Genomic DNA, 14,571 nt, shown 5'->3' on the forward strand with positions numbered 1-14,571 from the left:
TGGCGCAAAGTCTGGCTGGAACGAATGGAATGCCTGCCGCTTTTGTTCTAAACGTGCAGGGGCCTGAAGGCCCGGGTCGATCTACTGCGTCTCGGCACTATAGGAAGCATATGACGCTCGAAGAACTATATCGGCTGCTTCGAAGCAGCCATGTCCAAGCGCAGGGCATCGTGGACACTCTTCAAGAGCCATTGCTGGTGCTCGACAGGGCCCTCGCTGTCACGAATGCAAATCCAGCATTTTACCGGACCTTCAGAACCGAACGGGAAAGCACGCTGGGGCAAGCCATATTCGAGCTTGGAAATGGTCAGTGGGACATTCCTGAGCTGCGCCGGCTCCTGTCCGATGTGGTGCCGAACGCTACGGCCGTTCTAGGGTACCAGGTTCAGCATACCTTCCCCCATCTGGGCGAACGCACCATGAGGGTGACAGCCCGTCAGCTTGCCCATCCTGATGAGAACAGCACCAGCATGCTGGTTGTCTTCGAGGATGTAACCACACGGATGAAGGCGGATGCTGCCAAGGACGTGTTGATCGCGGAAACGCGGCATCGCATGAAAAACCTCTCTGGCATTCTACGCGCCGTCGCTCGGCAGACAGAGGCGAAAGGCCGGACCGGTGAAGAATACCGGGACGCGTTCATGGGCCGACTGGATGCAATCCTCAGTGCACAGGAGTTCATATCGTCCCGTGGCGCCGAGTTTGACCTGGCCTCGCTCATTGAAAAGACCTTGCGTCCAATTGCGGGGGCTGGTGCGGTAGTTGAGCCGTGTCGTGAGGTGGTTCTTTCTGAGTATCAGGTCCTGCCGGTCTCCATGATCTTCCATGAGCTGGCAACGAACGCCGTGAAGTACGGGGCTCTCTCAGCAGAGTGCGGAAGTGTTCACATTCGTTGGGATACGGAACAGCGTGACGGTCAGACCTTTCTTGTTCTGGACTGGCAAGAAGAAGGAGGACCGGCAGTGACCGCACCGAACCAGCGCGGCTTCGGCACAGAACTGATCGACTACAGCGCTCGCGCGGAAGGCGGTGAGGCCCTGTTTGAATTCGCCGATGGCGGCCTGCAGGTGCAGCTATCGCTTGTAGTCCAGCAGTAGACCGCTCTTGGAACAGACCTCGTCCGCTGAAGCGCTTGAGATTCTCGTGGTTGAAGACGAGTATCTCATTGCAATGGATTTGCGGGATTTCCTGGAAGCTGGCGGCTATTTGGTGGTCGGTCCTGTGTCGACCGTTGCGGCCGCGCTAGCGGAGCTTGATCGGCGAAAGCCTTGTGCCTGCGTACTCGACGTTAATCTTCGAGGTCAGCACAGCGTTCCGGTGGCGCATAAGCTCATTGAGCAGAAGGTGCCCTTTGTGCTGTCGAGCGCCTATGAGCAGGAAACGCTAGATCAACATGCGGTTTTTAGAGGTGTCACGAACATCGGAAAACCAGCAACGGAACATCGCCTGCTTTCGGCACTGGCAACCCTCGTGCACAGGTGACCCCCTTCTCTGCGCCCAGTCGGCAGCGAGCAGCGGTTCATCTTCGCTGCGGCAGCAGGGCGGCGACAGCCAACTTTCCGACGAGCGGTTCTTCCGACGAATAGTGCTCGATAGGCCCCGGAGATTTCTGAACTGATCGTTGCGGACGTCCGGTTTCAAGAGGCGCCCTTCATGGCGTGGACGACCAAAATGGGGTCGGCTGCAGCCGCTCATGCGCAGTCGTTTGCGACCTTCAGGAAGCTCACGCTGTACGCACTGGATAACCTGCAGCTTTCCATTCAGGAAAGCCTTCGGCCATGCGCCGGACCTGGTATCCTTTCGCTCGGAGGGCAGCAATCGCCTGGTGCGAGAGGACGCAGTATGGTCCTCGACAGTAGGCCACGACTTCGCGGGACGGCGGAAGCTCCGATAGCCTGCTTTCCAGGTCACCGGTTTCGATATTCATGGCGCCGGGTAGATGGCCGGCGGCGAACTCGTCGGCTGGACGGACGTCGAGCACCGTCACGCTATCGCTCTGCATGCGGTCCAGCAGTTCGGCCGTGCTGACCGGAACTAGTTCGTCCGGATCGGTGAAATAGGTGTCGACGATTTCCTGAACCGCGGCAACGTTGCGGGCAGCCAACTTGCGCAATGCAACTACCGTCTCGACGATCGGCCCGTCCTGCAGTCGGTAGATGATGTTCTTGCCGTCACGCCGTCCGATGACCAGACCGCCCTTACGGAGCTGCTGCAGATGCTGGGAGACGTTGGCGAAGGGAAGTCCCGTCAGTTGCACCAGCCTCTCCACCGGCTGTTCCCCTTGCGCCAGCAGTTCGATCAACTCGAGCCGATGTTCGCTGGCAAGAAGACGGGCCAGAGCTGCAAAGTGGCTGTAGAGAACACGCTTGGGGTTGTCGCTTGACATTCCAGTTCCGCTTCATTCAATTGATGCATTGAACATAGGAGAAATTGGTGAGATCCGCAATGCGTCCGATGCACCGCCAGGTTGCCCTGCTTGCCACAGCGCAGGCCCTGTTCCAGATCGTCTCGGTGCTGGTGATGACCATCGGCGGCCTTGCCGGCAGCATCCTCGCTCCATCTCCAGAATGGGCCACTGCACCTATCGCTGCCATGTTCCTGGGAACTGCGGTGTCGACCGTCCCTGCCTCCATTTGGATGACACGGGTAGGCCGCAAGATCGGGTTCGTCATGGGTGCCAGCCTTGGCACTTTGGGCGGCCTCTCGGCAGCGGCGGGCATGCTCACATCGTCGCTGACCCTCTTGTGCCTCGGCACCTTCCTCGCAGGCACTTATCAGGGTTTTGCGCAGTTCTATCGGTTCGCAGCCTCGGAAGTGGCCGAAGGGGACTTCAAGCCACAGGCCATCTCGCTCGTGCTCGCCGGTGGTGTTGTGGCAGCGTTGCTCGGCCCTCTACTGGCGCGCTTCGGCGGCGATCTCGTCGGGCCCGCATACACCGGATCGTTCCTCATCCTGTCGGTGGCATCCCTGTTTGCCATCGTCGTCCTGCTCGGCGTCAATGTGCCCCAGTCGGTGGATACGCCGGAAGATAAGGCAGCGGTCCGCCCACTGGCCGACATCATTCGCCAGCCCACATACCTGGTTGCCCTTTTCGGCGCCGTGACCGGTTACGGCATCATGATCCTGGCCATGACCGCCACGCCGCTGGCGATGGTGCACCACCATCATGGGCTGGATGCAGCAGCCACTGTCATCCAGTTGCACGTGCTGGGCATGTTCCTGCCCTCGTTCTTTACTGGCTCGCTGATCGCCCGCTTCGGCGTGCTGCAGATGATGTTTACCGGCATCTCGCTCCTGACCGGGCACGTGCTGATCACCCTCTCCGGCACAGGTGTCTACTCCTTCACGGCGGCCTTGATCCTGCTGGGGGTGGGCTGGAACTTCCTTTACATAGGCGGCACCAACCTGCTGACGCGCTCCTACAGCGTTGCCGAAAAGGGCAAGGCACAGGCCACTAACGACCTCACCATCTTCATCGTCGGCCTGCTGGCATCCCTCAGCGCTGGTGTCCTGCAGAATACCGTGGGTTGGCAGGCGTTGAACCTGATGCTGCTGCCGTGGCTGGCCTTCGCTGCTGCCGCTATTCTCTGGTTGGGGATCACGAGCAAAAAGGCCGTGGCTGCATAGGCTGCTGCGGCGATGTACGACACGGCTGCTTTCAGGATGGTCTTGTCGGAACCCGGATGACAAAGATGGGTCGTTAGCTGAGGTGGCGCAGGACGAAGTCCACTCGATTTGCTACCCCGACCTTCGGCAGGATGAAAGTGTCGTACCCAAGTTCGCGGTACGCCATCAGTAGCCGGTCGTACTCTGCGATCGCCTCAGCCAGACTGTGTTGCCGCTGCTGATCGGTAACGTAGATCTCTGGCCAAGGCGGCGTCAGAAAAACGCTCTGATGGTAGCGGTCATAGGTCGCCAGCAAATTCCTGGCGGATATGCCTGTCGCATGCTCAAGCGCCACCGCCGCGTCCACCAAGCCTCGGTCGAAGAAGACCCAGCCGGCTACGTCCACCATGCGTCTCCGGTCCTCGGATGCGAGATCGATAGCTCGCTTGGCGAAGGCGGAAAGGTCGACCCAAGGCAGCGCAAGCCCATCGCCGCGTTGCTCCTCCTCTACGATCCGGCGGCCAGGCTCAGGTACGACAGCGAACCCCCTTCGCTCCAGCTCTGACAGGAGGGTTGACTTACCACCACCCGAACAGCCGGAAAGTACGATGTGTCGCAGGTTCATTGGTATCTACGTTCGATGTCTGCTGTTGGGAATACCTATGGAGGCCGGCAAGGACCGGGCAGGGGTCGTCATCTGCCGGGAGATAACGACCCGTTTCAGAGGTTAAGTTAACGTCATCGATATATTGAACACGCTCGTTCAGGTGGAGAACAGGCATCGGCCCAACGCCAGGTTGAAGATAGCAGGTTCTGAACGCGCACGTCGGGAAGCTGCCGGTATGCCATCTACGTTGTTCCAGCGGTCGCGATCCAGCCGCGGAATGAAAAGGCTGCGTAGAACATGGCAACATTTCCAAAGCCAGCCTCGAGTAGCAAGTCTTGCTCGGCCTCTGACGATAACAGCGTCAAGTGTTCGGTCATCCTCTGGCCAGACGATCTGGCTTTGTCCCAGTCCGGGCCGTTGCGATCGCTGAAGGCCACGGAGCGAGCCATCCAAAGCGCGGCATCAGGCGAAGGCGCCGAATGTTCCACCGTTACCAACGGCGCTCCGAGTTTGAGACGTGCCCGCGTTTCGCGAAGGAGGTGGAGGCGCTGACTGCGGTCGAGATGGTGCATCGTCAAAAGGCAGGTGGCTCCATCAAAGGGTGGCTCCAGAACCTGATCGATCGTACCTTCGATAAGCGTGACCCTCTGTCCAAGGGAGCCCAGCGTTTGCCGCGCCAGGTCCAGCATTGCAGCGGATGGATCGACCCCGGTGAAGCACCATTCAGGTTGCGCCTCGGCCATAACCTTGGTTTCCATGCCGCCACCTGCGCCGACGACCAAGATATCAGCAGGTCCCTGGGTGTGCTCGGCCAGGAGCAGCATCACCATTCGATGCAGGTCAGTCAGCCCTGGCACATTCTTCTGCGCATTCTCGACATAGGACGCGATCGCTGCTGGGTTGGCAAAGTGGTTGTTGTGGTTACGCGCCATCAGAATGCTCCAAATGCCAATGAACGGTGGATTGCCAATCCGGCCATAACGCCGTCGGCAGAGGCAAAGGTGACAGTGTGACCACCACCCTTGGTAATGTCGCCAGCGGCATAGACACCGGGAACGCTCGTCATTTTCATATCGTCCACTGCGATGGAAGGTCCAAAGGGACCTTCATTGAGCTTGCAGCCGATCTGCTCGGCGATCGCGCTAGTAAGATATTGCTGCGGGCCGATAAATAGAGCGTCCAGCGCTAACGTGGCCCCGTCGCTTAATTGGACGTGGGACAAATCGGCGCCTGGCCCAACCAGCGCTTCAATCGACCGACTTTCGATTGTAATGCCACGCTTTTGGAACTGTTCAAGCACAGCATCATCAGGGCCGGCACCGCCATTGAGGAAAAAGGTGGTCGGCCCCCATTCCGAAATCAGTAAAGCTTGATGCTGCGATACGGGTGAAAGCTGCAGCACGCCAAGCTGGCGCTCGCTGAACTCATAGCCATGGCAATAAGGACAGTGGATCACCGACTGTCCCCACCGTTCTGCAAGTCCAGCAATCTCCGGCAGAACATCAGAAACACCGAACGCCAGCAGCAGCCGGTCGCTCGAATGCACTGCGCCATCTTCAAGCGCGACCATCAGGCGGTCATCCTCTTTCCAAGCATCACCTGCCACGCTGTCCATGATGGTCACGGTTGGATATGCCCCAACCTGCTTGCGGGCGGTAGTGATCATAGCTGCTGGGCTACTGCCATCCTGCGCGAAGAACCCGTGCGACTGCGCAGCGAAGCGATTGCGAGGTTTGCCGGCATCGATAACCAGAACCGATCTGCGTGCTCGAGCCAGATAGATCGCCGCAGAAAGACCAGCAAAGCTGCCTCCAATAATAATCGCGTCATAGTGCATGTCTGTACTCCACAGGTCGCCTGCCAAACACACGGCGTGGCACCAAGCCATTTCATGTATCTGTTGTTGATACGTGACAGTTTGTGGTAGGTCAACTGATGTGATCTAGCCCAGCGAGCGGAGTCGGAGATGAACAAGGATACCCGTCTGTCAGGCGTCTTGCATGTGTTGCTGCATTTGGGTCAGGTCACGGCTCCCCAAACATCAGAGTTGATGGCTAAAGCCATGGGAACGAACGCAGCCGTGTTCCGTCGCACCATGGCTGGTTTGCGAGAGGCCGGGTATGTGCGGTCTGAAAAAGGGCATGGTGGTGGGTGGTCCTTGGCCAAGCCATTAACCGAGATTACTCTGTTCGACGTCTACCGTGCCTTGGGACAACCAGGTTTATTCGCTATTGGCAGCCGAAATGAGCAGTCCGGTTGCAAGGTCGAGCAGGCTGTCAACGTAGCCCTCTCCGCTACCCTAACCAAAGCGGAGGCAATCATTGTCGAGCAGCTTGCAAGCATAAAGTTGGCGAGTCTGATCCCTGCCAACTCACGTGGCGCAATCGTGCATTCACACGGCATAACCGCTGCGTCTTCGACTTAAAGCCTAAGTGCCTCATAAGGCATGCCCAAGGAAATACGTAGGCGCAAACGGCAGCATTTTTTACAGACGGCGGCGCTAAGGTCCGAATCGGGGTGCGGACCGGCGCCTCCGAGTGGGAGCAGACTGGCGTTCCAAACGGCGTCGGGCCAAGGTGGCCATGGGCATTAAAAGCCCATGACCTAGTAGCGCGATCAGTCTTCTGCAGGGAGCATCTGTGGATTCCAGACTATCTCCCACAGATGACCGTTCGGATCGCGGAAGTACCCAGCGTAGCCGCCATAAAACGTGTCCTGAGGCGGCTTAATAATCTCAGCACCCGCTTGCTGCGCCGCCTCTAGCGTCCTGTCGACCTCTTCTCGGTGCAGAACATTCTGGCCGATAGTGACGGCGGTCGAAGATACCGGATACTGGGGCAGGCCAGTATCGTGGGCGATATCGTCCTGAGCCCAGATCGCAAGTTTAAGCCCACTAGACAGATCGAAAAAGGCGACGGCGCCATGGTCGAATTCGCGACCCACAATACCCTCGGTCGGTAGGCCGAGCCCATCCCGATAGAAGGCAAGCGATTGTTCGAGGTCGGCGACACCGAGCGTGAGAACGGAAATCCGAGGTTTCATATCCATACCCTTTCTATCGGCGCCTGCAGGATGCAAGCGCCTTGATAGTCTTGGGCCGTTACCAGAGTAACGGAAGGACCCGTTCGAACGGGGGCCGGGCCAACCTTCCCGAACCTAACCTGTTTCAGACGAGAAAAGGCTAGAGCTGTAAGCGCTTAGCGTCAACGAGGAAGGTCCGCTTTCAGGGAGGCCTGCTTCAACAATCAACGACTGGAATGGGGTCGGGAGCTGCCTCTGGTTTATCGCGATCTGACGACGCAGCCTCTCTTTTGGCCGATCCTCGGCCAAGGAGATCTACCATGGGTATTTCACAGTATGACCCGGCAGCGGTCGGGCGGACAGCCTGGAATGCAGGCAAGCAAGTCGGTGCGAAGCGGGCACTTAAGATCCGACAGATTTGGTCGATACGCTTCTTCCTCGACAGGGAGGGGCGAATGAGGGATCGCGCCCTCTTTGACCTGGCAATCGACAGCAAGCTGAGAGGCTGCGACCTTGTACAAATCAAAATTGGCACACTGGTCGCAGGTGGGGCGATACGAGCAAGGTCAATGGTCACTCAGCAGAAGACCGGCCGGCCTGTTCAGTTCGAGATCAGTGCTGACACCAGGGCCAGTCTCCTGTCATGGCTTGAGCGCCGTGGCGGAAGTGTCGATGACTACGTCTTCCCCAGTCGCGTCAATGTCGCCGGCCACCTCAGTACGCGTCAGTACGCACGGCTGGTGGATGAGTGGGTAATTGCAATTGGTCTGCGCCCTGAGGAATACGGAACGCACTCCCTCCGACGCACGAAGGCATCGATCATCTACAAAGCCACTGGAAACCTCCGCGCGATCCAAATTCTGCTTGGACACGCCAAGATTGAGAATACAGTTCGATACCTGGGCGTCGACGTGGAAGACGCACTGGCGCTGGCAGAGGCTACAGAAATCTAGACTGGTGGCTCCGCCGTTTTCTTGGCGGAGTTGCGCCTCATGCGTCCATGCCCGTTGTCCTCTCTAGGGGCAACGGGCATAGGCGCGCGGAACTACGTCTCGTCGCGGTGGCAATCATTTCAGCCAACCAGTTCGGTCGCCATGTGCTCCCTCAACCTCTTTAGCTACATTCGAACCTGTGCTTTGCTTGGCATATTGGGGAGGCCAGATGATGCAGACCGTAAGCCGCCGGCTAGTGCCGGTTGATGGGGGCGAAACTGTCGATTTGGGTAGCCTAGGTGCGCGATTTCTGCTGGATACCGCAGGCTCGCAAGGCCGGGTCTCTATTGTTGAGCACTGGGTGCCACCACGCACCCTGGCAGCACCGCTCCACCGTCACTCGCGAGAAGACGAATACAGCTTAGTTCTCAAGGGCCGCATGGGAGCCAGGGTCGGCGAACGAACACTCGAGGCAAATAGTGGGGACTTTGTCCTTAAGCCAAGGAACGAGTGGCACACATTCTGGAACCCAGGGGACGAAGAGTGCCGGCTGCTTGAGATTATCTCGCCCGGTGGCTTTGAAGAACTGTTCAAAGAGATCGCTCTAGATCCGAAAGCTATGGCGGGGGACGCTGCTGCCGCGCTTGACGCCAAGTACGGCTTGGACGTCGACTACGGCAGTATCGAGCGGCTTTGTCTGGAGCACAGGCTAGCGTTCCCCGATCATTGAAGCATGTGCTTGTTTGGCGGGGGTGAGGCACGGACTCCCAAGCCAAACTTACGGTATCCTTCCCGACAGGCGAGAGATCAGGCCAATGGTCGACAGCGCTGCTGACAAAGCCGCAATCCTAGAACTGCTGCATCGCAACCGCTTTGCGATCTGGACCAATGACTATGAACTCTGGGCCAGCTGCTTTGTGCAGGAGCCCTATCTGGTACGCTGGGGCTGGTGGAGCGGGGGCGGTGCCTTCATCCGGCGCGGGTGGGATGCCATTTCCGACCGAGTGCGCCGCGATGGTATGCCGGCCAGGAACGACGCGAATGCCAGCGACACTCAGATAGTCCACCTCGAAATCGAGATCCGTGGCGATGTCGCCTGGGCGACATTCCTCCAGCACTATCCAGAGTACAACTACAACGGGCATGTCGGCCCAGGCTTGACACACGAGATGCGCATTCTCGAACGGCACGACGGCGAATGGAAGATCGCGCTGCTCGGCTTCATCGACTCCAATGCTGAACATGCCGGAGCATTGGCGATGCGCCTCTCGGGGGAAGGCGAGGTGCTTTGGCAGAGCCCGGATCTTGGGGCGGAGCTGGCGGACAATGACGATATCGTCGTACGCAATGGTCGACTCCGCTTCAGGAATAGCCGGGCCAATCGTCAACTCCAGGAGGCACTCCGGTGGGCGGCAGAACAGGATGCCGGGTATATGCCGCGTCAGGGTTCCGTGCCCATCGTCATTGAAGCAGGCGAGGGGATTGCCAGTCGCGTCTATTGGCTGACCACGCATACTGGAATGATCTTCTTCTCTGTTGCCAGCAACCCAGAGCTTGACCGCAACCGACTTGCACAGGCCGCACTCACCTTCGGGCTCTCTCCAGCGCAGACGAGGCTGGCAGCCCTCATAGCGGAGGGCCTTTCGCTCGTTGAAATAGCTGAGCGAATGGGCATAACCCAGAACACCGCACGCACCCACCTCAATCGGGTGTTCGACAAGGTCGGTGTGCGGACCCAGCCAGCACTCGTTCGAGTGCTGCTCCTGGCGGCCACGCCGTTGCAGGGCTCTAGCGATCCCTCCTCGCTGTACTCCAATCGAATGACAGACCCGCGTCCTTCGGACAGCTGACAGTCGCACCGGCAGATTTGCGCCATGCTCTCCTCAGCAAACCGCAAAGGAGACGTGCCATGACAACTCATCCGCTGACTCTCGTCCATACCGAAACCGCCACCTCTTTTCGGCGGCCAGTCTGGTTCAGCACTGTTTCGCACTGGCTTCAGGTGCGTCATAGGCGCATGCGCCGCGACTGCTATCTGGCCCTCATTGGTCGGAAACAAAAGGGCTATCCCTGGCTTGAGATGCTGATGCAGGCGACGTGCGCGCGCTGATCTCCAAAAGTTCGGTGACCTTCTTGACGGCCAAGCCGGGCAGATAGCTGCCCGACCTAACGGCAGCTATTCGCCTCGTGCAGCCATAACCGGACAGTCCGCAGACGGCCCCATTCCGGCCGATAGCCCTCAGAGAGCGTCAGAGTTCTTCCTTAAGCATCGCTTGGAAGGCCCGATAGCTATCCTTAGGCTTTCGGTTCAGCGTCTGTGGGTCCATGCCGACGATGCCGAATTTTGGTGTCCAGCCTTCGGCCCATTCGAAATTGTCGATCAGGGTCCAAGCGACATAGCCACGAAGGTCAACGCCTTGCTTCTGAGCTTCTAGCATGGCGGCGAAGTGGCGGTCGAAGAAGCTAATGCGTCTTGTCTCGTCCGTCTCGGAGGCGCCGTTCTCAGTGACGAAAATCGGGTGCCCGGGATAGCGTCGTGATACCCGGACCAGGAACTCCGTTAGCGCTTCGGGAATGATCTCCCAGCCGACATTTGTCTTGTCCAGCGGTCCGCGTGCCTGCGTAAACGGAAAGACCGGGACCTTAGGATCAGCGGTATATAGGAAGCGGGTGTAGTAATTGATCCCAATCCAGTCGAGTGCCTGGTTGAGCGTCGTCATGTCGTCCCGCCAACCTACGGGCAGGTAGGGCCCAAGGATTTTCGTCACCTTCTCCGGATAGCTGCCCTTGAGCACGCCATCGAGGAAAAACTGGTTGAAAATGGCGTCTCCGAGGGCGGCAGCTTCAATGTCCTCGGGTTTGTCGCTTGCTGGGTCGCACTTCTCCATGTTGACGACGATTCCGAGCTTGTTGTTCGTTCCAACTTCGCGCATGGCTTTGATGCCGAGGCCGTGGGCGAGGAGCACATGGTGCATGGCGCGTGCGGTGGCGCGTACGTCGCGATAGCCCGGCGCGTGCGCGCCGAGGAAATGGCTGAGAACCGTGATGCACCAGGGCTCGTTGAAGGTGGCAATGCTATCAAGACGACTGCCAAACTTTTCGGCGGCGAACGCAGCATAATCAGCAAAGGCGGCGGTGGTGTCGCGGTTCATCCAACCGCCGCGATCCTGCAGGGCGCTCGGCAGGTCCCAGTGATAGAGCGTGGCGAGTGGTTTGATGTTGCGCTCTAGCATGCCATCGACAAGGCGGTCGTAGAAGTCAACGCCAGCTTGATTGATAGGGCCCGTGCCTTCAGGAATGAGGCGCGACCAAGAGAAGGAGAACCGATAGGCATCGAAGCCGCCGTCTCGGATCAGGTCGAGATCTTCAGCCCAGCGGTTGTAGTGATCGCAGGCTACGTTGCCATTGTCGAAGTTGCGAGTGTTGCCGGGTGTATTCGCAAAGGTGTCCCAGATGGAGGGGCCGCGACCATCGGTCTGACCGCCTTCAATCTGGTGGGCAGCCATTGCGACACCGAAGAGAAAGTCTGGACCGAAATCGGCTCGCTTGTACGAAAACACAAAACTGTCCTTATGATATTTTTGGGCCTGCCCAGACCAGAGTCTGAACAGGCCCGACACGGCAAGGGAGATGCCGAAGGGGTTTAGTCGGCGATCTTGGAGATCAGGGTCTTGAGCTGGGTCAGTTCATCCGCGGTCAGACCGGTCAGCGGCGGACGCACCGGGCCAGCCTGGCGGCCACGGGCTTCAAGGCCAGCCTTGATGATCGAGACGGCATAGCCCTTCTTGCGATTGCGTAGTTCGACAAGCGGGAAGAAAAAGTCCTTAAGGATCTGATCGGTTGTCGCCTTATCGCCGGCGCGCAGGGCTGAGTAGAACTTCTGCGCCAGCTCGGGCACAAAGTTGAAGACGGCGGACGAATAGGTCGTCACCCCAGCCGAGAAATAGGCTTGGGCGTACAGTTCGTGCGTTGGCATGCCGCCGATATAGACAAGGCGATCTTCGAGCTTGGTGGTGATCTCGATTATTCGATCGACTTCCCCGTGCCCATCCTTGAAGCCAATGAGGTTCGGACACTGGTCGGCAAGGCGCTGGATGCTGTTGGCAGTCAGGATGATGTTGTCACGATTGTAGACCACAACGCCGATGCCGACGGCATCGCAAACGGTCTTCACATGGGCGACGAGGCCATCCTGCTCGGCAAACATGAGGTAAGGCGGCAGAAGGAGAATGCCGTCAGCGCCGGCAGCTTCCGCTGCCCTAGCCATTTCCACCGCCATGGCCGTGCCATAGGCAGCGCCGCCTAGGATCGGCGTCTTGCCAGCATGCACCTTGGCAGTTTTGGTGACCTGAGCCACTTCGGCCGGCGTCAGCGAGAATAATTCGCCTGTGCCGCCCGGCGCAAACAGAGCGGCCGCACCGAAGCCGTCAAGCCAGTCGATATGCCTACAATACGCCTCTTCATCAAAGCTGAGATCGGTTTTGAAGGTGGTGATAGGGAAGGAAAGCAGTCCGCTGCCAAGCGTGACCTTGAGCTCGTTGGGAGTCATAAGACTTGTCCTGATGGGCGAAATTAATACGTGTCAAGCGCCTGAAGCAGCGCGGCGGTGTAGCCGTAGCAGAAGGCGAAGGCGACCCCCTGCGGGTCACGGCCAGAGATCGTCGGCACATGATCGGGCATGATCATGTATTTGTAGCCCACTTCTTTATAGACCTTGAGTGAGGCGGTCATGTCCATGTCGCCTTCATCAGGGAAGGTCTCCATGAACGAAAGCTTCTGTCCTCGGATATTGCGGAAGTGCAGGTTGAAAATTTTGTCGCGGCTTCCGAACCAGCGGATTACGTCCGCGATTTCTTCGCGCGGGTTGTCGAGCATCTCGCCGACGGTGCCCTGGCAGAAATTCAGCCCGTGATAGGGGCTTTCGCGCATCTGGACGAACTTCTTGAGGCCCTCGACAGTGCCAAGCACGCGGGTGACGCCCTTGTAACCAGGCGGGGTATAGGGGTCATGCGGGTGGCAGGCGAGGCGAATTCTGTTGCTCTCGGCAACCGGAATTACCCGCTCGAGAAAATAGTCGATGCGCTCCCAGTTCTCGTCTTCTGAAAGGACACCCGCTAGACCAGGCGCAGCGTTGTGGTCAGTCTTGTCCCACCGGAACGAGGCATTGAGTGAGCCGCCACGGCCCAGCTCGTCGGGCGTGCGAGGGATGCCGATCAAGTTGAGATTATACTTCGCGGCTGGGATGCCGGCGGCCGCCAGGTTTTCGATCAGCTTGCAGAGCTCGTCGATCTGGCGGTCGCGGTTCGGTCCAGCTAACAGAATGTCTGGGTAAGTCGCTGTTTCGATCGGGCTCGAGGGCAGGGGGAGCTGGATCATGTCCAGGATCAGCCCGAAGCTTTCGACCTTTTCACGCAGTCCTTTGAGGTCTTCGAGCGTCCAGGTTCCGAGCTTCGCGTACGGATCCTGACAGATGTGCTTGATGCCGAGCTGCGCCCACACACGGTAGTCGTCATCGTCACGAGCTTGAAGTTGAGTTCCTACATACATGCCAATCTCCTAGAGTGAGGTATGACATAATATGACTGTGTTTGGCTGTCGAGCCTTTGTTTAGCATGCGAGCTGCCGATAGCGCTTCTGACTGCCTGTCAAATGCGCTCGCATGGCTTGGCGGGCGGCCTCTGGATCCTGCTCTGAAATAGCGTCGAGGATGGAGTCATGCTCGCTCATGACCTTGGACAGATAGTCCCGACTTTCCGCGTGAGACAGTGTCGGAAACTGGCTGCGTGGAATGGATCGAGAGCCGAATCGATGCAAAGCATCCACGAAGTGCCGGTTGTTCGCGGCCTTGGCGATAGCTTCGTGGAAAGCAAAATCTGCCTCTATTGTGGATTCGCCACCCTCTACCCGCGTCGCCAGAAGTTGGTTGGCGGTTCGAATGTCTGCTTCCTGTTGAGCTGATCGACGATGGGCGGCAATGGCCGCCGCTTCGGTTTCGACAGCAATCCGAAACTCAATCATTTCAAGAGTTTGTGGTATGCTTTGAATCTCGGTGGGCGTGAGGATTGTGCCGCTGGGAGCCTCTGTCACAAACATGCCTTTGCCCTGAACGGGTGTAACAAGTCCCGCGGCCCGCAGTTCGGCAATGGCCTCTCGGATAACTGTCCGGCTGACTTCGAACTGCGCTTCCAGCTGGGGCTCGGTAGGAAGACGATCGCCCACCTCTAGGGCACCGGTTTCAATCTGCCTCTTGAGTTCATCGATAACAGTTTGCGCTAAGCGAGGGCGCCGTCGTGTGGTGGCTATATCCATGCTGCGCAGTCCTCCTCAACGGGTGATCTCACTCACCCTATTGCCTTCAATGCTGAAAGCCCATAATCATAATACGACATACCAACGACATCGTAC

The 14,571-nt window shown here is 58.4% G+C and carries 17 protein-coding genes; 8 read left to right on the plus strand and 9 right to left on the minus strand.

The window, feature by feature from the left end:
- Nucleotides 1-110 precede the first annotated feature (110 nt).
- The gene (locus QOV41_RS06490; RefSeq protein WP_284580310.1) at nt 111-1,097 is read left to right on the plus strand and encodes a sensor histidine kinase; all 987 of its coding nucleotides are present in this window, start codon (nt 111-113) and stop codon (nt 1,095-1,097) included.
- 7 nt (nt 1,098-1,104) lie between these two features.
- Nucleotides 1,105-1,482, plus strand: a complete 378-nt coding sequence (locus tag QOV41_RS06495; protein ID WP_284580311.1) for a response regulator — start codon at nt 1,105-1,107, stop codon at nt 1,480-1,482.
- A gap of 241 nt (nt 1,483-1,723) precedes the next feature.
- On the opposite strand, the gene QOV41_RS06500 is transcribed toward QOV41_RS06495, so the two are convergent.
- Nucleotides 1,724-2,386 (minus strand): ArsR/SmtB family transcription factor, encoded by a 663-nt coding sequence (locus tag QOV41_RS06500; RefSeq protein WP_284580312.1) that lies wholly within the window; start codon nt 2,384-2,386, stop codon nt 1,724-1,726.
- A 47-nt stretch (nt 2,387-2,433) separates the two neighbouring features.
- On the opposite strand from QOV41_RS06500, the gene QOV41_RS06505 reads away from it, so the two are divergent.
- Entirely contained in the window at nt 2,434-3,627 is a 1,194-nt protein-coding gene (locus tag QOV41_RS06505; protein ID WP_284580313.1) for an MFS transporter, read from the plus strand.
- A 73-nt stretch (nt 3,628-3,700) separates the two neighbouring features.
- Here the strand turns inward: QOV41_RS06505 and QOV41_RS06510 are convergent, their stop codons facing one another.
- From QOV41_RS06510 to QOV41_RS06520, 3 genes are all read right to left on the minus strand, one after another.
- Nucleotides 3,701-4,231, minus strand: coding sequence for an AAA family ATPase (locus QOV41_RS06510; RefSeq protein WP_284580314.1), 531 nt, complete (start codon nt 4,229-4,231; stop codon nt 3,701-3,703).
- Nucleotides 4,232-4,455: 224 nt separating this feature from the next.
- On the minus strand, nt 4,456-5,145 hold the full coding sequence (locus QOV41_RS06515) for a class I SAM-dependent methyltransferase (RefSeq protein WP_284580315.1): 690 nt from the start codon (nt 5,143-5,145) through the stop codon (nt 4,456-4,458).
- On the minus strand, nt 5,145-6,050 hold the full coding sequence (locus tag QOV41_RS06520) for an NAD(P)/FAD-dependent oxidoreductase (RefSeq protein ID WP_284580316.1): 906 nt from the start codon (nt 6,048-6,050) through the stop codon (nt 5,145-5,147). Before QOV41_RS06520 ends, QOV41_RS06515 begins: the two co-directional genes overlap by 1 nt.
- 129 nt (nt 6,051-6,179) lie before the next feature.
- Here QOV41_RS06520 and QOV41_RS06525 point away from each other — a divergent pair, with 129 nt between their 5' ends.
- Nucleotides 6,180-6,638: an Rrf2 family transcriptional regulator gene (locus QOV41_RS06525; RefSeq protein ID WP_284580317.1), complete on the plus strand. Its 459-nt coding sequence runs from the start codon at nt 6,180-6,182 to the stop codon at nt 6,636-6,638.
- Between the two features lie 191 nt (nt 6,639-6,829).
- Here the strand turns inward: QOV41_RS06525 and QOV41_RS06530 are convergent, their stop codons facing one another.
- On the minus strand, nt 6,830-7,255 hold the full coding sequence (locus QOV41_RS06530) for a VOC family protein (RefSeq protein ID WP_284580318.1): 426 nt from the start codon (nt 7,253-7,255) through the stop codon (nt 6,830-6,832).
- 299 nt (nt 7,256-7,554) lie between these two features.
- On the opposite strand from QOV41_RS06530, the gene QOV41_RS06535 reads away from it, so the two are divergent.
- From QOV41_RS06535 to QOV41_RS06550, 4 genes are all read left to right on the plus strand, one after another.
- Nucleotides 7,555-8,187, plus strand: coding sequence for a tyrosine-type recombinase/integrase (locus QOV41_RS06535; protein WP_284580319.1), 633 nt, complete (start codon nt 7,555-7,557; stop codon nt 8,185-8,187).
- 208 nt (nt 8,188-8,395) lie between these two features.
- The gene (locus QOV41_RS06540) at nt 8,396-8,896 is read left to right on the plus strand and encodes a cupin domain-containing protein (RefSeq protein ID WP_284580320.1); all 501 of its coding nucleotides are present in this window, start codon (nt 8,396-8,398) and stop codon (nt 8,894-8,896) included.
- A gap of 85 nt (nt 8,897-8,981) precedes the next feature.
- The gene (locus tag QOV41_RS06545; RefSeq protein ID WP_284580321.1) at nt 8,982-10,016 is read left to right on the plus strand and encodes a LuxR C-terminal-related transcriptional regulator; all 1,035 of its coding nucleotides are present in this window, start codon (nt 8,982-8,984) and stop codon (nt 10,014-10,016) included.
- 59 nt (nt 10,017-10,075) lie between these two features.
- The gene (locus tag QOV41_RS06550) at nt 10,076-10,276 is read left to right on the plus strand and encodes a hypothetical protein (protein WP_284580322.1); all 201 of its coding nucleotides are present in this window, start codon (nt 10,076-10,078) and stop codon (nt 10,274-10,276) included.
- A gap of 139 nt (nt 10,277-10,415) precedes the next feature.
- On the opposite strand, the gene QOV41_RS06555 is transcribed toward QOV41_RS06550, so the two are convergent.
- From QOV41_RS06555 to QOV41_RS06570, 4 genes are all read right to left on the minus strand, one after another.
- Nucleotides 10,416-11,726: a GH1 family beta-glucosidase gene (locus tag QOV41_RS06555; RefSeq protein WP_284580323.1), complete on the minus strand. Its 1,311-nt coding sequence runs from the start codon at nt 11,724-11,726 to the stop codon at nt 10,416-10,418.
- 83 nt (nt 11,727-11,809) lie between these two features.
- Nucleotides 11,810-12,715 (minus strand): 5-dehydro-4-deoxyglucarate dehydratase, encoded by a 906-nt coding sequence (kdgD, locus tag QOV41_RS06560; protein WP_284580325.1) that lies wholly within the window; start codon nt 12,713-12,715, stop codon nt 11,810-11,812.
- Nucleotides 12,716-12,738: 23 nt separating this feature from the next.
- Nucleotides 12,739-13,713, minus strand: coding sequence for a mannonate dehydratase (locus QOV41_RS06565; RefSeq protein WP_284580326.1), 975 nt, complete (start codon nt 13,711-13,713; stop codon nt 12,739-12,741).
- A 60-nt stretch (nt 13,714-13,773) separates the two neighbouring features.
- The gene (locus QOV41_RS06570) at nt 13,774-14,475 is read right to left on the minus strand and encodes a FadR/GntR family transcriptional regulator (RefSeq protein ID WP_284580327.1); all 702 of its coding nucleotides are present in this window, start codon (nt 14,473-14,475) and stop codon (nt 13,774-13,776) included.
- Between the last annotated feature and the right edge of the window lie 96 nt (nt 14,476-14,571).

Source organism: Devosia sp. RR2S18 (assembly GCF_030177755.1).
GTDB lineage: Bacteria > Pseudomonadota > Alphaproteobacteria > Rhizobiales > Devosiaceae > Devosia > Devosia rhizosphaerae.

Coding starts and splice junctions, on each gene's coding strand:
- QOV41_RS06510 (WP_284580314.1), bottom strand. CDS start 4,231: ATGAACCTGCGACACATCGTACTTTCCGGCTGTTCGGGTGGTGGTAAG.
- QOV41_RS06540 (WP_284580320.1), top strand. CDS start 8,396: ATGATGCAGACCGTAAGCCGCCGGCTAGTGCCGGTTGATGGGGGCGAA.
- QOV41_RS06530 (WP_284580318.1), bottom strand. CDS start 7,255: ATGAAACCTCGGATTTCCGTTCTCACGCTCGGTGTCGCCGACCTCGAA.
- QOV41_RS06550 (WP_284580322.1), top strand. CDS start 10,076: ATGACAACTCATCCGCTGACTCTCGTCCATACCGAAACCGCCACCTCT.
- QOV41_RS06565 (WP_284580326.1), bottom strand. CDS start 13,713: ATGTATGTAGGAACTCAACTTCAAGCTCGTGACGATGACGACTACCGT.
- QOV41_RS06545 (WP_284580321.1), top strand. CDS start 8,982: ATGGTCGACAGCGCTGCTGACAAAGCCGCAATCCTAGAACTGCTGCAT.
- QOV41_RS06525 (WP_284580317.1), top strand. CDS start 6,180: ATGAACAAGGATACCCGTCTGTCAGGCGTCTTGCATGTGTTGCTGCAT.
- kdgD (WP_284580325.1), bottom strand. CDS start 12,715: ATGACTCCCAACGAGCTCAAGGTCACGCTTGGCAGCGGACTGCTTTCC.
- QOV41_RS06570 (WP_284580327.1), bottom strand. CDS start 14,475: ATGGATATAGCCACCACACGACGGCGCCCTCGCTTAGCGCAAACTGTT.
- QOV41_RS06515 (WP_284580315.1), bottom strand. CDS start 5,145: ATGGCGCGTAACCACAACAACCACTTTGCCAACCCAGCAGCGATCGCG.
- QOV41_RS06490 (WP_284580310.1), top strand. CDS start 111: ATGACGCTCGAAGAACTATATCGGCTGCTTCGAAGCAGCCATGTCCAA.
- QOV41_RS06520 (WP_284580316.1), bottom strand. CDS start 6,050: ATGCACTATGACGCGATTATTATTGGAGGCAGCTTTGCTGGTCTTTCT.
- QOV41_RS06500 (WP_284580312.1), bottom strand. CDS start 2,386: ATGTCAAGCGACAACCCCAAGCGTGTTCTCTACAGCCACTTTGCAGCT.
- QOV41_RS06535 (WP_284580319.1), top strand. CDS start 7,555: ATGGGTATTTCACAGTATGACCCGGCAGCGGTCGGGCGGACAGCCTGG.